Source organism: Amycolatopsis sp. lyj-108 (genome assembly GCF_046549005.1).
In the GTDB taxonomy this organism is placed as follows: domain Bacteria; phylum Actinomycetota; class Actinomycetes; order Mycobacteriales; family Pseudonocardiaceae; genus Amycolatopsis.
Map to the genome: position 1 here is coordinate 777669 of NZ_JAJPWQ010000002.1, position 18477 is coordinate 796145.

The window sequence follows — 18477 nt, forward strand, 5'->3', positions numbered from 1 at the left end:
AAAACACTGTCACCAAACTTGCCGTCCCACGTTCGGGAGTCAGGCCCGGGCGCCGCGCGAAAGGACCAGGCGGACGTTCCGGAGCGCGGAAAGATCGGCGAGCGGATCGCCGTCGACCACCAGGACGTCGGCGCTCAGGCCCGTAGCGAGCCGCCCGGTCACTTCGCCGAGGCCGAGGCCGGCGGCGCTGTCCTCGGTCGCGATCTCGAGGATCCGGCGCCGTCCGAAACCGAGCCATTCATAGAGTTCGAGAGCGCCGACGGGGTCGTCGAAAACCGAACCGGGCAGCCCGGCGTCCGTCCCCGCCAGGAGCGGGACGCCCAGCTCCTCCAGCCAGGACAGCCGGCCGTAGACGGTCTTCGCGAGCTCCTCGCCCATGCGCTCGGCCAGCATCCGCCAGTTGCGGCTGCTCGTCGAACACGCCGCGATGCCCTCGGCCGCCATCCGCTCGGCGACGTCTTCGCGCCTGTCCTGCCGCTGCGGCCCGGTCATCCAGGTGCAGTGCTCGATCGTGCGGACGCCCGCCTCGACCGACGCCTCGATCGCGTCGGCGCCGTGGGCGTGCGCCGCGACCGGAAGTCCGTGGCGCGCCGCGTGCTCGACGATCACACGCAGCGCCCGGACGTCGAACTGCGACTCCCACATGTCCGCGCCGCCTTCGGTGATCTGGCCGCCGCTGGCCATCACCTTGATCACGTCCGCGCCGGCGGCCGCGTTGGCGTCGATCATGGCCCGGATCGCGTCGTCGCCGGTGACCTCGCCGCCGAAGAAATGGCAGTGTCCTTTGAGGACGGTCAACGGCGATCCCGCGGTCAGCAGCCGCGGGGCGGTGGTGCCTTCGGCTTCGAGCTCCGTGCGGACTCGCGCGCCCAGCGCGTCGCGATCCCCGAGGTCCCGCACCGTCGTGACGCCGCTGCGCAGCAGCTGTCCCAAGCGGTCTTTGGCGCCTGCGCGCAGCGCTTCGTCTTCGCTCGCCAGGAAGTTCGGCAGCATCTCGCGGGTGGCGTCGAACGCCAGGTGCACGTGGGCGTTGAACAGCCCGGGCAGCAACGTCGCGCCGGGGAAGTCGAGCCGTTCGGCGTCCGGTGCCGCCCGCGGGGCGACTTCGGCGCGAAGACCCGCCGCGAGGATCCGGTCGCCCTCGACGAGAACGGCGCCGTCTTCGAGCGGCGTGCTCGGGCGAGGCAGGATCCGGCTCGCCGTCACCAGCAACTGCGCTGTCATGCTTCGCTCCCGGAGACGGCGGCGGAGAGGGCGAGCAGCGGCCGCACGTCGGATTCGATGTCCGCGGCGCCGCCGGGCAGCACGAGTTTCGCCCGCCCGTCGGTCTCCTCGCCCGCGGTCTGCCTGGCGATCGCCGTCTTCAGCGCGGCCGCGGCCGCGCGAGGATCGTCGGCGGCGAGCGCGGTCAGATCGGTTTCCAGATAGGGACTCAGCTGGACGAGCCCGTCCCGGATCTCGATCACGCGGCGGTAGTACCGGCGATGGACGGTGCGCGGACGCCACTGTTCCCACCGTCCCTGAGGCGTGGTCCGCAGCACGATGTTCGGGTAGATCCCGGCCAGCACGGTCCACAACGGGGTGAGCTCGTCGTGGTGGCGCCGGTGCTGGCGGCGGCGTCGCAGCGCGGCGAACCGCGCGCGGACACCCGGATAGGTGATCCCGGCGAGGAAGAGCACGATTCCGAGGAGCACCAGCGGGACGGCGACGGTGAGCAGGAGCGGGATCGACGGCCCGAACGCCCACGCGATCACGATGTACAGCGCGCGGAAGACACTGCCGACCGAAAGGCAGATCAGCCCGGCCGCACTGAGTTTCAGCCCGGTTTTCAGATGGCGGTCCGCGGTGCGGATGTACCGGAAGATCCACCAGGCGCAGGCGGCGAGGCCGTAGATCAGGTAGATCCCGGCGCCAAGGTAGAACAGCGCGACCCCGGGCACGTGCACGAGCTTCGGGCTCAGCGCGAGCCCTCGCACCTCCGGTGGCGTGAGGGTCATCGCGACCAGCATCAGCGCGATCGCGCCGGACAGCGGGATCAGCTCGAACAGCACCCGCCCCGGCCGCCGCGGCCCCAGCGCGGAACCGAGGAACACGATCAGCAGCGCGCAGACCCCGATGGCGAGCAGGATGTTGTTGACCAGGCGTCCGGTGCCTTTGCCGGTCAGTCCGTCCAGCCAGCCGGAGATCACCTTCTGCTGGGCGAGGAAGGAACCGGCGACGCAGACGATGGTGATCGTGATCGCCCAGTTCGGCAGCAGCCGGGGCGCCCGGTACGTCTGGTAGATCCGCCAGGCGAGCGCGGTCGCGAACAGCACCATCGCCACGACGTTGAGAGGGGAGAACAGCGAGTTCACAGCCACCCTTGATGGTCGCCCAGCGCGCCTTGGACACGGCGGACGTCATCGTCGTCGGCGCGACGGGGAATCGTGTAGTTCAAGACCGACGCCCATTCGAGGATGATGGTCGCCACGGTCTCGGCTTCCCATTCGTGCGCCTCATCGTAGGAGGTGCGGCGTAAAGCCCGGTGTACCGCGTCGCTGTCCAGGCCGGTGGCCGGGCCGCGCAGGAAATCGGCGGGTTCGGCGTCGCCGCCGGGATGGTGATCGGCGAGCATATGGCCGAGTTCGTGCAGGATGATGTGGTCCTGATGGGACTTCGTGGTCTCCTGCTGGAAGAAGATGTAATCCGCCGAACCGGTGGCGATCCAGCAGCCGAAGGGGCCGGGCACCTCCAGCGGATACGGCATCAGCCGGATCGGCCTGCCCCGCTGCTCGCCGAGCCGCTCGCAGAGCACGCCGACGTCGAGCGGTGGTTCGATGTCGAGCTTGTTCAGCATCTTGCGGCAGCGTTTGCGGAGTTCCCGTTCCTTCATCGGCTTTCGCCCGGCTGGTCGCGTTCGGCACGTTCGTACCGTTCGACGAGTTCCAGCAGGTCCATGACCTGACGACGGCCTTGCGGGGAGAGCTCCTGCGCGCGCATGGCCATGAGCTTCGCCTCTCCGATGGGTTGCGCTTCCTGATCTTCGAAGAAGTAGGTGATCGGGACCCCGAACAGTCTCGCCAGCGCTTCGACGTAGTGGATCTTCGGATTGACGCGTTTGCCCGTGGCGAGCTGCTGGAGGTACGCGGGCGACATGGTGGGCCCGCCGGCGCGATCGATCGCCGCGGACAGCTCGCGATAGCTGTGCGGGGCGCCTTCGTTCGCGCGCGCCGAATCGATCAGCGCGCTCAGTTTCTGGGCGAAGGTCTGGTACGGCGACATGACCCCCCATCCGTTCCAAGGTCCCGTTCCGTAGTGGGAGTGTAACGCGATTCGACCTGTTCGCAGCTGTTGACAGCCTATGTATGCAGTGGTTTACAGTTGTCAAGCGGTTTCGTACCGTGTCCCGGCCTCTTGCTCCGGAATCCGTGCCCTGGGGGTGCACGGACACCGGAGTGAGAGGCGTTTTTCCGGGCGGGTGCACAAGATCGTGCCGGATGTAGTACGCTGAGGCAGCCAAGGTTGATCGCCATCACGGCGAACCCTTGGCCTAGGCCTGTTGCCGGAGGTCGACCCCCAGGGCTTCCGGTAACAGGCCCCTTACTTTTCCAGGGCAATTCGTCACCTACTTGCGATCGCGACTAGTCACCTACTTGCGCCGATCGCTGTCGCAAGTAGGTGACGAATTGCGTGGAGGGGTCAGGGCATGAGGGTGGCGGCCAGGGTGCCGCCCAGCTCGAAACAGGCTTCCAAATCCGCTTTGCCCGGTTCTCCGGTGACGAGCACCGGAGACGCCGCGCTCTCCCAGCCGAGTCCGGTGGTGATGCTCTCGATTCCGCGCACGGTGCCCGAGGTGTCGTTGTTGCCGTGCACGAAGAAGCCGAACGGCCGTCCCCGCGTGGAATCCAGGCACGGGTAATAGACGGTGTCGAAGAAATGCTTCAGCGCGCCGGACATGTAACCGAGATTCGCCGGGGTGCCGAGCAGGTATCCGTCCGCCTTGAGGACGTCGGGCACCGTCGCGCCCAACGCCGCGCGGCGGACCACGTCGACGCCCTCGATGTCCGGATGGTTCGCGCCGGAGAGCACGGCCTCGAACATCGCCTGCGTCGAGGGCGACGGCGTGTGGTGGACGATCAGCAACCTCGGCATGCTCAGGCCAGCCGGGACTCGATGTCGGCCCGGAGCGCGGCCAGCCGCGCGTCCGCCGCGGTGTGTGCCTCGGCGAGATCGCCGGAGACCGGTTCCGTCACCTGGAGATACGCCTTCAGTTTCGGCTCGGTTCCGGACGGCCTGATGACGACGCGCAGGCCTTCGCCGGTCAGGCGGAGGACGTCGGCGCCGGGCAGCAGATCCTCCATCGTGACGTCGGTGCCGCCCAGCGACGCCGGGGGAGCGGCGCGCAGGCCGGCCATCAGCCGCTCCCGCACCGAGAGGTCGGTGACCCGCAGCGAGACCTGATCCGTCACGTGCACGCCGTGCTTCACGGCCAGTTCGTCGAGGACGTCCAGCGGTCCGCGGCCCGCCGCACGCAGGGAAGCGGCCAGTCCCGCGGCGAACACGGCGGCGGAGATGCCGTCCTTGTCGCGTACGAAACCGGGGTTCACGCAGAGGCCGAGCGCCTCTTCGTAGGCGAATACGAGACCTTCACCCGCGCGGACCAGCCATTTGAACCCGGTCAACGTCTCCGCGTAGCGCGCTCCGAATTCCTTCGCGATCTCGCCGAGCATCGACGACGACACGATCGTCGTGGCGACCAAGGGGTCTTCTTTGTCTACTGTGGACAGAACGTGCCAGCCGAGCAGCACACCGGTTTCGTCGCCGCGCAGCATCCGCCACGAACCGTCCCGCTCGCGCACGCCCAGCGCGCAGCGGTCGGCGTCGGGGTCGAGCGCGACGGCCAGATCGGCGTCCACTTCGGACGCCAGCGCCAGCAAAAGGTCCGTCGCGCCCGGTTCTTCCGGATTCGGGAAGGCGACCGTCGGGAAGTCGGGATCCGGCGTGGCCTGCTCGGCAACCACGTGGAGATCGCCGAAACCGGCGCGCTCGAAGGCCGCGCGCAGGGTGTCCGCGCCGACGCCGTGCAACGCCGTCGCGGCGACCTTGACCTCGCGCTCCGGGCCGCGCGGCAGAAGCGCGACCTTCGCGAGGTACGCGTCGCGGAGTTCGTCGCCCAGCACCTCGGCACCCGGCTCGCGCGGCACGCTGATCGCCGGGAGAGCGGCTTCGATGGCCCGCTCGATCTGACCGTCCGACGGCGGCACGATCTGGCCGCCCGACGCGTCGTAAAGCTTGTAACCGTTGTCAGCGGGGGGATTGTGCGACGCGGTGATCTGGATCCCCGCGACCGCGCCGAGTTCCAGTACGGCGAACGCGAGCACCGGCGTCGGCAGCGGGCCGGGCAGCACCTTCACCGCGAACCCGGCGGCCGTCAGCACCTCGGCCGCGGCGTTGGCGAAGGCCTCCGAACCGTGCCGCGCGTCGCGGCCGACCACCACGACCCCACCCGGATGTCCTTGTGCGGTCAGCCAGGCCGCGACCCCGGCCGTCGTCCGCGTGACGACCGCGACGTTCATCCCGTTGGGGCCCGCGCGCACCGGTCCGCGCAGCCCGGCGGTGCCGAATTCGAGCGGACCGGCCATCCGGTCCGCGAGTTCCTCCGTCGCACCGGGTTCGCCGCCCATCGCGCGCGCGAGGATGTTCTGCAGCTCGACACGGGAATCGTCGTCCGGGTCGTCGGCGATCCAGCGGAACGCCCGATCCCGCAGCCCCGAGGGCAAAGAAGTCGTCACCGAGTCAGCCTACGGGTACGTTGGAGAGGGTGCGATTGATCTTCACTTCTCTGGTGAGTCATGGTCATCTCTATCCCCTGCTACCGCTCGCCGCCGCCGCTCGCGACGCCGGGCACGAAGTCGTCTTCGCCACCGGTGACGACATGCTGACGGTGGTCGAAAAGGCCGGTTTGGCCGTGGAAAGCGCCGGACTCGGCATGCACGAGGCGATGGCTTCGGTGCTCGGTCCCGGCGTCCGGCCCAACGCCTCCGACGGGCCGCCCGAGTCGTTTTACCCCGTGATCGGGCAAGTATTCGGGAATGTACTGCCGCGGCGGTTCGTCGCCGATCTCACGCCGCTGCTGGAGCGGTTCCGGCCGGATCTCGTGGTGTACGAAAGCGGCAACGCCGGGGGCGCCATCGCCGCCCGGCTCGCCGGCGTCCCCGCGATCGGGCATGGTTTCGGCCGGTTTTCGCCGGGTGGGATCACAGACGCCATCCATGGCCGCCTCGCGGAATTCGCCGCGGAAGTCGGTTTCGAGGGCGTGTACCTGCCGTCCTTCGGCGATCCTGTCGTCGACATCTGCCCAGAATCGGTGCAGGAGCCCGATTTCGTGGCGGAGGCGAACAGGATCCCGTTGCGTCCCGTCGGCTGGGCCGAACCGGGAGACCTCCCGGCGGGCGTGGTCGGCCGGGACAAGAGCCGTCCGCTGATCTACCTCACCCTCGGGACGGCGTTCGGTGACGAAGACGTGGTGAAGCGGGCCATCGGCGGTCTGGCGCGGCTCGACGGGGACGTCATCCTCGCGGCGGGCCCGACGGTGGATCCGGCGGCACTGGGCGAACTCCCTGGCAATGTCCGCGTCGAGGTCTGGGTGCCGCAGGTCGATCTCCTGCCGCACGTCGACCTCGTGGTCCACCACGGTGGCAGTGGGACGACGCTGGGCGCGTTCGGTGCCGGGCTGCCCCAGCTGGTGCTGCCGCAGGGGGCGGATCAGTTCACCAACGCCGAAGCCGTCGTCACGGCCGGGGTGGGCAGGCGGCTGACCGGCGCCGACGTCGTCGAGGACGTCATTTTCGAGCAGGCACGGAAGCTGCTCACCGACGAAACGGTCCTCGGCGCGGCGCGGAAACTCGCCGACGAGGTCGCCGCGATGCCTTCGCCCGCGGAGGTCGCGCAGCGGCTTCCCGAGTTCGCCGGCTGACACTCTTCTCCGGATGTCGTGAAAGGGTCGTTCAGGACAAAAGATGTCCTGAACGACCCTTTCACGACACTTCTCAGGCGCGGGCGACGAGTTCCCTGAGCAAGGTGCCCATGCGGGTGGCCGACTGGCGGCCCGCTTCGAGGACCTCTTCGTGGTTCAGCGGCTCCCCGGTCATCCCGGCCGCCAGGTTGGTCACCAGCGAAAGCCCGAACACCTCGACCCCGGCGGCGCGGGCGGCGATGGCCTCCAGCACCGTCGACATGCCGACGAGGTCGGCGCCGAGCGTCCGCAGCATGTGGATCTCCGCCGGAGTCTCGAAATGCGGTCCGGTCAGCCCCGCGTAGACGCCTTCTTCCAGCGAAGCGTCGATTTCGCGCGCGATGTCGCGCAGCCGCTTCGAGTAGAGGTCCGTCAGGTCGACGAAGTTCGCGCCGACGATCGGCGAACGCGCGGTCAGGTTCAGGTGGTCGGAGATCAGCACCGGCTGTCCGACACGGAAACCCTCGCGCAGGCCGCCGGCGGCGTTGGTCAGCAGCACCGTCCTGGCGCCCGCCGCCGCGGCGGTGCGCACGTTGTGCACGACCGGGTCGATGCCCTTGCCCTCGTAGAAATGCGTGCGGCCCAGCAGGATCAGCGCTCGCTTCTCGCCGACGCGGACCGACCGGACGGTTCCCCCGTGCCCGACCGCGCCCGGCGCGACGAATCCGGGCAGTTCGCCCAGCGGGATCTCCGCCTCGGGCTCCCCGATGACGTCCGCCGCCGGGCGCCAGCCCGAACCGAGCACGACGGCGATGTCGTGCTTCTCGACGCCGGTGCGCTCGGCGATGGCGGCGGCCGCCGCGACCTCGTTCTCACTCATGCGACGAGCGTATCCGGACGGTTCTCACGAGCAGGAACGCCACCAGCCCGAACGGGGAAAGGAAGATCGTGAGTGCCAGGATCGGGCCGGTCACCAGCGGATGGATCCGGTGCTCGCGGGATTCGAGGTACATCCAGCGGGCGATGAACAGGTCGAAGGCGATCAGATGGGCCCAGATCGTGGCCGCCCCGTACGGCGTGCCGGTGAACGCGCTGAGCACGTCGAGATCCGGTCTGCTGACCGCCGTCCAGAGTTCGCCGAGATGCGTGAGGGCGAGCACGAAGTACGGGATCAGCGGCAGCAGCGGCGTCCACGGCGAGGACATGATCCGGCGGGTCCACGACCAGCCCGGCAGGAAGATCATCAGCAGCCAGAACGGCGTCGCCAGCGGGAAGGTCCAAGTGAACAGTGTCTCGACGCTCATCGCAGCGAGTCCTCCAGCTCCCGGTCCCTCGACGGCCGCCCGATCGCGATTAGCCCGCTAACGGCGACGCCCGCCACGAGCAGGGCGAAGGCGGTCAGCGTCTGGGAGTCGGGGGAGACGATCGACTGGCCGCGCACGGCCTGCCAGGTCAGCAGCGCGAGAAGGCCCGCGTAGCCGACGCCGGCGATCACCACGAGCCGCAGCCTGAGGACGTCGTCGCGAAGCCGCGGGTAGCGCGCGGCCAGGACGCCCAGGGCGAGCGCGAGCAGCGGAAGTGCCTGGAGTCCGTGCAGGCCGACGAAATGCGGGATCCGCAGGTCGCCGCCGACCGTGCTCCAGCCGAGGATCGGCAGGCCGGGGCCGCCGTCGGGGAGGCCGACGGTATGCGCGCCGATCATCGCGGACTGGCCGGTCGCGTCGAGCAGTGCCTGCTGGTCCGGGGTGGGACCGCTCATCAGCGTCGCCAGCGAGAGCCCGATCACGCCGAGGATCGCGCCGATCCTGGCCGCCCACGCCGTCGGGCGGTCGGGAAGCCGGGTGAACAGCACGGCGATCGTCAGTACGAGGTTGACCATCCACAGCGTGGCGATCATCCCGCCCATGACCTGGAAGATCGTGTTGTCCAGTGGGGTCGTGTTGTTGAAGTGGCTCGCCCGGACGCGGACGGCCTGGAAGATCACCAGCGCGTACTCGGCCGCGAAGATCACGACGAGCGTGTTCGCCAGCCAGTTCGCGGTCCGCCGGAACTTGGGCAGCAGCGAGACGAGCCAACTCCAAGTGAAGAAGTAGAGGACGGCGGAGACGGCGAATTTGAACGGCTTCGCCCAGAGCGGCGCGCCGTTCAGCGTCCGCTGGTCGATCAGCATGGCGAGCACGCACAGCACGGTGATCACGGCGAAGGCCTGGGCCAGGCGATAGGAACCCCGATGCCAGGTGCGGGTTCTCTCGTGGAGATCGGTCAAGATGGTCATGGATCCCTCCAGGAATGGATAGTCAAGCTCTCCGTTATGGGAAGCTAAACTATCCATCCTGAGGAATCTTCAGGGATGACCCTGGAACCGTCCCCGAGATCGGAGCTGGCACGCGTGCGGATGGCCGAACTGAGTGAGAAAACCGGTGTTCCGGTCGCCACGATCAAGTACTACCTGCGCGAAGGGCTGGTCCCGCCGGGCGAGCGGACCAGCCCCAACCAGGCGAAGTACGACGACGGGCACGTCCAGCGGATCAAGCTGATCAGGGCGCTGATGGACGTCGGCGGCCTTTCACTCGCGACGGTCGGCGAGGTGCTCGCCGAGGTCGACACCGGGGAAGCCAGCCCCCACCACGTCCTCGGCATCGCCCAGCAGGGCATCACCACCTCCCCACAGGTCGTCGACGACGAAGCCAGGGAATGGGCGCTCGCCACGGTCCGTGACCTCACCGAACGCCGCGGCTGGCCCTGTAAGTCCGGTGACGACCTGGTCATCCAGGCCCTGGTCGGCGTCCTGTGCACAATCCGCGAGGTCGGGCACGGCTGGTACCTCGACAAACTCGACGACTACGCCGAGATCGCCGACCGGATCGCCGACCTGGATCTGGAAGGGATCGCCGGGATCGAGTCGCTCGAGCAGATCATCGAGATCGCCGTCGTGGAGACCGTTCTCGGCGACAGGCTGCTTTCGGTGCTGCGCAGGCTGGCGCAGCAGCGTGCCTCGAAGACGTACTTCGCCGGGGTAGCCGCAGACGGGCAGTTCGGTCGAAGGCGCCCGTGACCCCGCCCACCGGTCCGGCTCCGGACCGGTGGGCGGGTGCCGATTCAGCCTTGGCCGGGCGTACGGCCGAGGACCAGGGACACGAAGCCCCAGGTGCCCCGGTAGACGCGCAACCACTCGGTCCGGCGAATGCTCGCCATCGAGAGCGCTTCCGCGCTGTCCGGGTCGGCGGGATGGTCGAGTGCCCACGCGGCCAGCGACCCCCAGCACGCCCACTCGTAGGCGTCCAGTTCGTGGCGGGCGCTGACATGGCCGTGGATCGGCGTCCACCCGTCGGCGACCACCCGGTCCACTGTGGTGGCCAGGTCGGTGAACTCGCCCAGCATTTCGACGGCCTCGGTGGTCGGGGTCCGATCCCAGAAGCCTTCCCCGATCAGGACACGGCCGCCGGGGGCAAGATGCTCCCTGGCCGCGGCAAGGGTGGGGAGCAGCCCGCCGAAAGCGTGGGTGGCCCCGACGCTGATCACCAGGTCGAATCGCCGGGCCGAGACGAAGCCGGCTGCCTCCTGGTGGTGGAGGACGAGGCGGTCCGCGACGCCGCGATCGTCCGCCGCGTGGCGCGCCTGTGCCAAGGCGTCCTCGGAGACGTCCACGCCTTCGGCGAGCAGGTGCGGCCGCGTGGCCAAGGCGCGCAAAAGCCATTCCGCGCTGCCGCAACCGAGGTCGAGGACGCGCTCGTCGCCCCGGGGAAGCCCTCGGTCGAGGAGTTGATCGACCGAAGCGTCGTCGAGCGGTGACTTGATCGGGTGATCGGTGTGGGCGATACGGGAGATCTGTTCACGGTTCAAGGGTGAAGCCTTTCGATGGCAAAGGCTCACGCGGTGGCCGTCGCTCCGGCTCGACGATCCTGTGGGTCAGTGTCGATCGGCGAGGTGATGGCGAGGGACGATACGGCTCCGTCGTGAGGGGGCGAACGTCGAAATCGGGTTCGACGGCTCCACACTTGTGCGCATGTGCTGCACACCTCCTCATCGACGATGGGCCTGCCCTGTCGCAGCCGGCCGAACCCTAGCCAGCTGGGGAGCGCACACGCAATCTCTTATCCACGGTTGTCCACAAGGGACGATTGTGGGGTTCAGCCGTCGACGATGAGGGACAGCGCCACGGGCTCGAAGATCCCGGTCTTCGCGGAGTTCTCCTGCTCGATCGTCGAGGTCACCGAGAGGATCCAGAGGTCCGTGCCGCCGCTGAACAGGTCCATGTACGTCGTGCGGGTGACGGAGTCCCTGTTGCCGGGGGCGCGCTCGGTCGTCCGGTAGGTGTATCGCTGGCTGCCCTCACCCCGGCCGGGAACGGTGGCCGGCCCGCCGATGGGGGCGATCTCCGGATGCTGGCTCTTCAGCCAGCTGAAGTAGGCGGGCGGCGGGCTGTCGGCCAGGAAACCGCTCAGCCGCTCGATCCGGATGACCTGGCGGCCGTCGGGCGACACGTACTGCACCACGGTGCTCGGCACACCCTTGGTGACGTGCGGGGCGACGAACTTCTGCCAGCCCTCCGGGACACCGATGCTGAACCGGCCGCCCTTGAGGCCGTTCACCGTGCTGGCGTCACCCTGCTGCGTGATCAGTTTCGGCGGCGGCTGAGTGACGATGGTGTCGCCCTGCTGCATCTTCTCCGGCGGCCGCAGGTCCTGGCCGCCCGCGGTCCTGGCCAGCACGAACCCACCGCCCGCGGCCAGCAGGAAGAGCACGATCGACGCGAGCGCCAGCACCACGGTGGCGGCCGGGGACCGGCCCGGCGTGCGAGGCGGCGGCGGGGTGACGGTCGGCATCGGCGCTAGTTCGGCCGGAGGTGCCGGTGCCGCGGCGGGCTGGTTCAGGAACGGCAGCGGACCGGGGTCGGCGGCGAGTTCCGAACTCGTGCCCTCGCCCGGCTTTTCCGGCTTGACCGGCTTGATCACCTGGGTGTCGGTCGCGTCCAGATGCGCGGTGGTCTTCTTGCCGTCGGGCGTGTGGAACAGCTCCGCGGGGAAGAGGTCGATGAGTGTCTTGGCCTGCAACGGGTACAGGCGGCGCCGCACCTCGCGCAGCGTGATCCGCTTCGACGGCTCCTTCTTCATGAGCGCGCCGATCACGTCGGCCAGCGGACCGGGGCCGGGCTTCGGCACCTTCCCGTTGACGACCTTCCCGACCGTTTCGAGCGGGTCGCCGTCGGCGTCGTAGGGCGGCGAGCCCTCGATGGCGGCGAACAGCGTCGCGCCGAGCCCCCACAGGTCGGCGGCGGGAACGACGGCGCCGCCGGAGGCGACCTCCGGCGCGATGTAGGCGGGGGAGCCCAGCATCATCCCCGTGCGGGTCATGGTGGCTTCGGAGACGTTGCGCGCGATGCCGAAGTCGGTGAGCTTGATGCGGCCGTCCCCCGCGACCAGGACGTTCCCCGGTTTGACGTCACGGTGGGTGATCCCGGCGGCGTGCGCGGCTTCGAGCGCCGACGCCACCGCGATGCCGATCGCCGCCGCCTGCTCGACCGTCAGCGCCCCGTGGTCGCGCAGGATGTGCGCGAGGCTGCGCGACGGGAGCAGCTCCATGACCACGAACGGTTCGTCGTTCTCCCGCGCGACGTCGTGCAGGATGATCACGTTCGGGTGACTCAGGACGGCGATCGCGCGGGCTTCACGCAGGGTCCGTTCGCGCAGTTCGTCGGCCTGCGAGGCCGGGACGCCGGGCGGGAGGCGGACCTCTTTGACCGCGACCGGACGGTGGAGGAATTCGTCGTAGGCCGACCAGACCGTGCCCATCGACCCTGATCCGATGACCGAGCGCAACCGATATCGCCCGGCGACTACACGCTTCTCGTCGCCGGGACTCTCGCTGGGCTCGGTGGTGTCGGACGGCACGGCCCAATTGTGGCGTATGCCCGCGTGACGGACCTATGCGCCGTGCCCTGTCGGAGTGAACGAAGCCACTGGAACACCGGTACGGAGCCACTCACGACCCACCCCACCACCAGCCCCACCCGCCGCCCCGGCCGGCCCCTCAGGCGCGACTAGCGTCACAGGTAGGTCCAGTTGAGGGCCGTTAGCATCGTTGGTTATGACGGATGTGGCCGAGACGGAGTCAGTGCCGACCCCTGGCGAGCCCGACGCGCCCGAGGAGCTGAAGCTCGCCGCGGAGTTCCCGGAAGCGAGCCGGGACCAGTGGCGGGAACTCGTCGCCGGCGTGCTGCGCAAGAGCGGCGCGATCGACGAGTCCTTCGACGGTCTGCCCGAAAGCAAGCTGGTCACCAGGACGTATGACGGCCTCGAGATCCAGCCGCTCTACACGGCCGAGGACACCGTCGAAGGAACGGGTTTCCCCGGCCTTCCGCCGTTCGTGAGAAGTGCGCGGCCCGAGGGCTCGGTGACGACCGGCTGGGACATCCGTGCCCGGTACGCGCGCCGGGACGCGAAGGCCACGAACGCCGCGATCCTCGCCGATCTCGAAGGCGGCGTCAGCTCGATCTGGCTGCGTGCCGGCGCGACCGGCGTTCCCGTCGCCGATCTGGGCGACGCGCTGAACGAGGTGTACGTCGACCTCGCGCCCGTCACCCTCGACGCGGGCGAAGAGTACGAAGCCGCCGCGAACGAGTTGTTCGCTCTCTTCACCGAACGTGAGATCCCGGCGAGCGCGGTCACCGCGACCCTCGGCGCCGACCCGATCGGGTCGACCGCGCGTACCGGTTCGCCGCAGCCGCTCGCTCCCGCCGCGGAATTGGCGGCGCGGGTCGCCGTCAGTCACCCGAAGGTGCGGACGATCGTCGCCGACGGCCTGCCGTTCCACGAGGCGGGCGGCTCCGACGCGCAGGAACTCGGCGCGACCATCGCCGCCGGCGTCGCGTACTTGCGGGCGCTGACCGAAGCGGGGCTGGACGTCGGCACCGCCGCCGGGCAGCTCGAGTTCCGGCTCGCCGCCACCGCCGACCAGTTCCTCACGATCGCCAAGTTCCGCGCCGCGCGGCGCCTGTGGGCCCGCGTCACCGAAGTGTCCGGTGGCAAGGGAGCGGGCATGCGACAGCACGCCGTCACCTCGCCCGCGATGCTGACCCAGCGCGATCCGTGGGTGAACATGCTGCGCACCACGCTCGCCTGTTTCGGCGCCGGGGTCGGCGGCGCGGACGCGATCACCGTGCTCCCGTTCGACGCCGCGATCGGCCAGCCGGACGCGTTCTCCGCGCGGATCGCGCGCAACACGCACGCTGTCCTGCTGGAGGAGTCCAAACTGGCCGGTGTCATCGATCCGGCCGGCGGCTCCTGGTACGTCGAGAACCTCACCGAAGACCTGGCCAAGGCCGCGTGGCGCGAGTTCACCGCCATCGAGGCGGCAGGTGGTATCGAGGCGGAACTGGCCTCCGGTGCGCTCGCCGCGCGGCTGGCCGAGACCTGGGAGAAGCGGTCGAAGCGGATCGCGACCCGGCGCGATCCGATCACCGGCGTCAGCGAATTCCCCAACCTGACCGAGAAAACCGTCGTCCGCGACGCCGTCGAAGACCTGCCGGACGGTGGTCTGCCCCGGCACCGGTACGCCGAGGCGTTCGAGGCCCTGCGGGACCGGGCGGACGCGCATCCGAGCCGTCCCCGCGTCTTCCTCGCCACGCTCGGCCCGGTCGCGGCGCACACGGCGCGGGCGAGTTTCGCGGCGAACCTGTTCCAAGCGGGCGGGATCGAGGCGGTGAACCCCGGTGCCCCCAAGGACATCGACGGCGTCATAGCGGAATTCCGGGCCAGCGGAACGAAGATCGCTTGTCTCTGTGGAAGCAACACTTCCTACGCGGAGGAAGCCGACAGCGTCGCGAAGGCCTTGAAGGAAGCGGGCGCCACGTCGGTGCTTCTCGCCGGGAAACCCGGCGACCACCCGGACGTCTCGGGCTACCTCTTCACGGGCTGCGACGCCCTGGAAATCCTGACCGGCACGTTGAACGAGCTCGGAGTGCAGTGATGGCCATCCCGAACTTCGCAGGCATCGACCTCGGCGCCCCCGATCCGGCCGACCGTCCTCAATGGACCGAAGCGTTGCACGCCGCCACCGGCAAGGGCCCAGACGCGCTCGCCTGGGAGACGCCGGAAGGCATCGGCGTCAAACCGGTCTACACCGCCGAGGATCTGTCCGGAGTGGACTTCCTCGGCACCTATCCGGGCATCGCGCCGTATCTGCGCGGCCCGTACCCGACGATGTACGTCAACCAGCCGTGGACCATCCGCCAGTACGCGGGTTTCTCCACCGCCGAGGAGTCGAACGCCTTCTACCGCCGGAACCTCGCTGCCGGGCAGAAGGGCCTCTCGGTCGCCTTCGACCTCGCGACGCACCGCGGTTACGACTCCGATCACCCGCGCGTCGCCGGTGACGTCGGCATGGCGGGTGTCGCGATCGACTCGATCTACGACATGCGCCAGCTCTTCGACGGCATCCCGCTCGACAAGATGAGCGTCTCGATGACCATGAACGGCGCCGTCCTGCCGGTGCTCGCGCTGTACGTGGTCGCGGCCGAGGAACAGGGTGTCACGCCGGACAAACTGGCCGGGACCATCCAGAACGACATCCTCAAGGAGTTCATGGTCCGCAACACCTACATCTACCCGCCGCAGCCGTCGATGCGGATCATTTCGGACATCTTCTCGTTCACCTCGCGGAACATGCCGAAGTACAACTCGATCTCCATCTCCGGCTACCACATGCAGGAGGCCGGGGCGACCGCCGATCTGGAGCTGGCGTACACGCTCGCGGACGGCGTCGAGTACCTCCGATCCGGCGTCGAGGCCGGGCTGGACGTCGACAAGTTCGCGCCGCGTCTGTCCTTCTTCTGGGCGATCGGGATGAACTTCTTCATGGAGGTCGCGAAGCTCCGCGCGGCGCGACTCCTGTGGGCAAAGCTCGTGAAGGGCTTCGAACCCAAGAGTTCCAAGTCTTTGAGCCTGCGGACCCACTCGCAGACCTCCGGCTGGTCCCTGACCGCGCAGGACGTCTACAACAACGTCGTCCGCACCTGTGTCGAGGCGATGGCCGCGACCCAGGGGCACACGCAGTCGTTGCACACCAACGCCCTCGACGAGGCGCTCGCGCTGCCGACCGACTTCTCCGCCCGCATCGCGCGGAACACGCAGCTGCTGCTGCAACAGGAATCCGGCACCACGCGCGTCATCGACCCGTGGGGCGGCAGCGCGTTCGTCGAGAAGCTGACCTACGACCTCGCGCGCAAGGCCTGGGCCCACATCACCGAGGTCGAGCAGGCGGGCGGGATGGCGAAGGCGATCGACGCCGGCATCCCCAAGCTGCGCATCGAGGAGGCCGCCGCGCGAACCCAGGCGCGCATCGACTCCGGCCGTCAGCCGGTGATCGGCGTGAACAAGTACCAGGTCACCGACGACGAACAGATCGACGTGCTCAAGGTCGACAACGCAGGTGTGCGCGCGCAGCAGCTGGAGAAACTGCGGCGGCTGCGCGAAGAGCGGGACGAGGACGCCACGCAGGACGCGCTTCGGCGGCTCACCGCCGGCGCCCAAGCCGACGGCAACCTGCTCGCGCTCGCCATCGACGCCGCCAGGGCGAAGGCCACGGTCGGCGAGATCTCCGACTCGCTGGAGCGGATCTGGGGGCGCCACTCCGGCCAGATTCGTACCATCTCCGGTGTGTACCGCGAGGAGGTCGGCAAGGCCGAGAACGTCGAGCAGGCGCGCGAGCTGGTCGAGAAGTTCGCCGAGGAAGAAGGCCGTCGTCCCCGGATCCTGGTCGCGAAGATGGGCCAGGACGGTCACGACCGCGGCCAGAAGGTGATCGCGACCGGCTTCGCCGACATCGGTTTCGACGTCGACGTCGGCCCGCTGTTCTCCACCCCCGGCGAGGTCGCGCGGCAGGCGATCGAGGCGGACGTGCACGTCATCGGCGTTTCGTCGCTGGCGGCCGGGCACCTTTCGCTGGTCCCCGCGCTGCGCGCCGAACTCGCCGAACAGGGCCGCGAGGACATCATCGTCGTGGTCGGCGGCGTCATCCCGCCGCAGGACTACGAAGAGTTGCGTGCGGCCGGTGCGGCGGCGATCTTCGGCCCCGGCACGGTGATCGCGGAAGCGGCGATCGACCTCATCGGACAGCTGACCGCCCAGGAGTCTTGACCTTGCCGCGCAAGATCGACGTCGGGGGGCTGGCCAAGGGCGTCCTCGCGGGTGACCGCGGCCTGCTGTCGCGGGCGATCACGCTCGTCGAGTCCAACCGCGAGGACCACCGGGCGCGGGCACAGGAACTGCTGGTCGAGCTGCTTCCGCACGCGGGCGGCGCGCGGCGCGTCGGTATCACCGGTGTCCCCGGTGTCGGCAAGTCGACTTTCATCGACCAGCTCGGCACGGATCTCACGGAGGCCGGGCACAAGGTCGCCGTGCTGGCCGTCGACCCGTCGTCGACGCGGACCGGCGGCTCGATCCTGGGCGACAAGACCCGGATGGCGCGGCTCGCGGTGGACCCGAAGGCGTTCATCCGCCCTTCGCCGACCTCGGGCACGCTCGGCGGTGTCGCCCGGGCGACCCGCGAAACGATCGTGCTGATGGAAGCGGCCGGATACGACATCGTGCTGGTCGAGACCGTCGGCGTCGGGCAGTCCGAGGTGACCGTGGCGAACATGGTCGACCACTTCCTGTTCCTGACCCTCGCCCGCACCGGCGACCAGTTGCAGGGCATCAAGAAGGGCGTCCTCGAACTGGCCGACGTCATCGCGGTCAACAAGGCCGATGGCGACCACGAACGCGACGCGAAACGCGCGGCCCGCGAACTCGCCGGCGCGTTGCGGATGATCTACGGACGGGACGCCGAGTGGACCCCGCCGGTGCTGACCTGCAGCGCGCTCACCGACGTCGGACTGGACGAGGTGTGGGCCGAAATCGGCCGTCACCGTGACGTTTTGACCGCGTCGGGGGAACTCGACGCCCGGCGACGGCGGCAACAGGTGGACTGGACCTGGTCGATGGTCCGCGAACAGCTGCTCGGCAGGCTCGCCGCGCATCCGGATGTGCGAGCGGTCGTCCCGGACGTCGAACGGGCGGTCCGGGACGGTGAACTGACCCCGACACTGGCCGCGCAACGGATTCTGGAGGCGTTCTCCGGTCCTCCGCGTGGCGGCTGACGCGGGAACCCGGCAGAGTGCAGAATCGGGTTCGCGCCACGCCGTCGAAAGGGAGTCATGCCGAAAAGGTCTCGTCTCGGGCAGCTTGCCGGACTCGTCGCCGCCGGGCTGGTCGTCTGCGCGCCTGTCGCGCAGGCCGTGGAGATCCAGGCGCCCGCGCCGGTGATCGCGCAGGCGGCGGCGGTGCACCTGGTGCCGCGCCAGGCACCCCCCGGGCCGGTGCTCGACCCCGCCGAGACCGACAAGGCCAACAGCCAGGAGACCAAGAACAAGATCATCGCGGGCGTCGCCGCGGCCATCTTGCTCGGCCTGGTGATCCTCGGCCGCCGCGCCCGTTCCAAGAAGAAGAAGTCCTGAACCGCGACCGGTAAGTAGAAGGACTCTCCGCTTAGCCCGGGCCGAATTC

Annotated in this window: 17 protein-coding genes; 6 read left to right on the forward strand and 11 right to left on the reverse strand. The window is 69.2% G+C overall.

All coding sequences use genetic code 11. The features are described from left to right. Positions 1-39: 39 nt before the first annotated feature. The 6 genes from ACLJO0_RS10085 to ACLJO0_RS10110 form a co-directional block, all read right to left on the reverse strand. Positions 40-1224 carry an amidohydrolase family protein gene (locus ACLJO0_RS10085; RefSeq protein ID WP_410577740.1) on the reverse strand — a complete coding sequence of 395 codons (1185 nt, stop codon included), beginning with the start codon at positions 1222-1224 and terminating at the stop codon, positions 40-42. Next, positions 1221-2354, reverse strand: a complete 1134-nt coding sequence (locus ACLJO0_RS10090; RefSeq protein WP_410578219.1) for an MAB_1171c family putative transporter — start codon at positions 2352-2354, stop codon at positions 1221-1223. Before ACLJO0_RS10090 ends, ACLJO0_RS10085 begins: the two co-directional genes overlap by 4 nt. Further along, positions 2351-2872: a hypothetical protein gene (locus tag ACLJO0_RS10095; protein ID WP_034304696.1), complete on the reverse strand. Its 522-nt coding sequence runs from the start codon at positions 2870-2872 to the stop codon at positions 2351-2353. Before ACLJO0_RS10095 ends, ACLJO0_RS10090 begins: the two co-directional genes overlap by 4 nt. After that, positions 2869-3261 carry a helix-turn-helix domain-containing protein gene (locus ACLJO0_RS10100; protein ID WP_410577742.1) on the reverse strand — a complete coding sequence of 131 codons (393 nt, stop codon included), beginning with the start codon at positions 3259-3261 and terminating at the stop codon, positions 2869-2871. The genes ACLJO0_RS10095 and ACLJO0_RS10100 overlap by 4 nt, the downstream gene beginning before the upstream one ends. Before the next feature lie 417 nt (positions 3262-3678). Beyond that, positions 3679-4131, reverse strand: a complete 453-nt coding sequence (locus ACLJO0_RS10105) for a flavodoxin family protein (RefSeq protein ID WP_410577744.1) — start codon at positions 4129-4131, stop codon at positions 3679-3681. Between the two features lie 2 nt (positions 4132-4133). Next, positions 4134-5771, reverse strand: a complete 1638-nt coding sequence (locus ACLJO0_RS10110; protein ID WP_410577746.1) for a phospho-sugar mutase — start codon at positions 5769-5771, stop codon at positions 4134-4136. Positions 5772-5800: 29 nt separating this feature from the next. On the opposite strand from ACLJO0_RS10110, the gene ACLJO0_RS10115 reads away from it, so the two are divergent. Continuing rightward, complete coding sequence (locus ACLJO0_RS10115) at positions 5801-6955, forward strand: glycosyltransferase (RefSeq protein ID WP_410577748.1); 1155 nt, start codon at positions 5801-5803, stop codon at positions 6953-6955. 73 nt (positions 6956-7028) lie between these two features. Here ACLJO0_RS10115 and ACLJO0_RS10120 read toward each other — a convergent pair whose 3' ends face one another. Genes ACLJO0_RS10120 through ACLJO0_RS10130 form a run of 3 tightly spaced genes read right to left on the reverse strand, consistent with a single transcriptional unit; the run spans position 7029 to position 9209 of the window. After that, positions 7029-7814, reverse strand: coding sequence for a purine-nucleoside phosphorylase (locus ACLJO0_RS10120; protein ID WP_125798284.1), 786 nt, complete (start codon positions 7812-7814; stop codon positions 7029-7031). Continuing rightward, positions 7807-8238, reverse strand: a complete 432-nt coding sequence (locus ACLJO0_RS10125; RefSeq protein ID WP_125796481.1) for an ABA4-like family protein — start codon at positions 8236-8238, stop codon at positions 7807-7809. The genes ACLJO0_RS10120 and ACLJO0_RS10125 overlap by 8 nt, the downstream gene beginning before the upstream one ends. Next, entirely contained in the window at positions 8235-9209 is a 975-nt protein-coding gene (locus ACLJO0_RS10130; protein WP_410577750.1) for a hypothetical protein, read from the reverse strand. The genes ACLJO0_RS10125 and ACLJO0_RS10130 overlap by 4 nt, the downstream gene beginning before the upstream one ends. A 75-nt stretch (positions 9210-9284) precedes the next feature. Between ACLJO0_RS10130 and ACLJO0_RS10135 the strand changes: the two genes are divergently transcribed. Then, entirely contained in the window at positions 9285-9989 is a 705-nt protein-coding gene (locus tag ACLJO0_RS10135) for a MerR family transcriptional regulator (RefSeq protein WP_410577752.1), read from the forward strand. 44 nt (positions 9990-10033) lie between these two features. Here the strand turns inward: ACLJO0_RS10135 and ACLJO0_RS10140 are convergent, their stop codons facing one another. Together ACLJO0_RS10140 and ACLJO0_RS10145 are read right to left on the reverse strand one after the other, a co-directional pair. Further along, positions 10034-10777 carry an SAM-dependent methyltransferase gene (locus ACLJO0_RS10140; protein WP_410577754.1) on the reverse strand — a complete coding sequence of 248 codons (744 nt, stop codon included), beginning with the start codon at positions 10775-10777 and terminating at the stop codon, positions 10034-10036. A 287-nt stretch (positions 10778-11064) separates the two neighbouring features. Continuing rightward, positions 11065-12825 carry a serine/threonine-protein kinase gene (locus ACLJO0_RS10145; RefSeq protein ID WP_410577756.1) on the reverse strand — a complete coding sequence of 587 codons (1761 nt, stop codon included), beginning with the start codon at positions 12823-12825 and terminating at the stop codon, positions 11065-11067. A 196-nt stretch (positions 12826-13021) separates the two neighbouring features. On the opposite strand from ACLJO0_RS10145, the gene ACLJO0_RS10150 reads away from it, so the two are divergent. Genes ACLJO0_RS10150 through ACLJO0_RS10165 form a run of 4 tightly spaced genes read left to right on the forward strand, consistent with a single transcriptional unit; the run spans position 13022 to position 18428 of the window. After that, on the forward strand, positions 13022-14902 hold the full coding sequence (locus tag ACLJO0_RS10150) for a methylmalonyl-CoA mutase family protein (RefSeq protein ID WP_410577758.1): 1881 nt from the start codon (positions 13022-13024) through the stop codon (positions 14900-14902). Continuing rightward, the gene (scpA, locus tag ACLJO0_RS10155) at positions 14902-17070 is read left to right on the forward strand and encodes a methylmalonyl-CoA mutase (RefSeq protein ID WP_410577760.1); all 2169 of its coding nucleotides are present in this window, start codon (positions 14902-14904) and stop codon (positions 17068-17070) included. Before ACLJO0_RS10150 ends, scpA begins: the two co-directional genes overlap by 1 nt. Before the next feature lie 2 nt (positions 17071-17072). Next, a complete protein-coding gene (gene meaB, locus ACLJO0_RS10160) occupies positions 17073-18071 on the forward strand; it encodes a methylmalonyl Co-A mutase-associated GTPase MeaB (RefSeq protein ID WP_410577762.1) in 999 nt (332 codons plus the stop codon). A gap of 57 nt (positions 18072-18128) precedes the next feature. Continuing rightward, positions 18129-18428: a hypothetical protein gene (locus ACLJO0_RS10165; protein WP_410577764.1), complete on the forward strand. Its 300-nt coding sequence runs from the start codon at positions 18129-18131 to the stop codon at positions 18426-18428. Positions 18429-18477: the final 49 nt, after the last annotated feature.

What these genes read in the sequence shown, in the direction of transcription:
- ACLJO0_RS10085 (WP_410577740.1), bottom strand. Translation starts at nt 1,224, where the DNA reads ATGACAGCGCAGTTGCTGGTGACGGCGAGCCGGATCCTGCCTCGCCCG.
- ACLJO0_RS10105 (WP_410577744.1), bottom strand. Translation starts at nt 4,131, where the DNA reads ATGCCGAGGTTGCTGATCGTCCACCACACGCCGTCGCCCTCGACGCAG.
- ACLJO0_RS10100 (WP_410577742.1), bottom strand. Translation starts at nt 3,261, where the DNA reads ATGTCGCCGTACCAGACCTTCGCCCAGAAACTGAGCGCGCTGATCGAT.
- ACLJO0_RS10165 (WP_410577764.1), top strand. Translation starts at nt 18,129, where the DNA reads ATGCCGAAAAGGTCTCGTCTCGGGCAGCTTGCCGGACTCGTCGCCGCC.
- ACLJO0_RS10135 (WP_410577752.1), top strand. Translation starts at nt 9,285, where the DNA reads ATGACCCTGGAACCGTCCCCGAGATCGGAGCTGGCACGCGTGCGGATG.
- scpA (WP_410577760.1), top strand. Translation starts at nt 14,902, where the DNA reads ATGGCCATCCCGAACTTCGCAGGCATCGACCTCGGCGCCCCCGATCCG.
- ACLJO0_RS10130 (WP_410577750.1), bottom strand. Translation starts at nt 9,209, where the DNA reads ATGACCATCTTGACCGATCTCCACGAGAGAACCCGCACCTGGCATCGG.
- ACLJO0_RS10125 (WP_125796481.1), bottom strand. Translation starts at nt 8,238, where the DNA reads ATGAGCGTCGAGACACTGTTCACTTGGACCTTCCCGCTGGCGACGCCG.
- ACLJO0_RS10095 (WP_034304696.1), bottom strand. Translation starts at nt 2,872, where the DNA reads ATGAAGGAACGGGAACTCCGCAAACGCTGCCGCAAGATGCTGAACAAG.
- ACLJO0_RS10150 (WP_410577758.1), top strand. Translation starts at nt 13,022, where the DNA reads ATGACGGATGTGGCCGAGACGGAGTCAGTGCCGACCCCTGGCGAGCCC.
- ACLJO0_RS10120 (WP_125798284.1), bottom strand. Translation starts at nt 7,814, where the DNA reads ATGAGTGAGAACGAGGTCGCGGCGGCCGCCGCCATCGCCGAGCGCACC.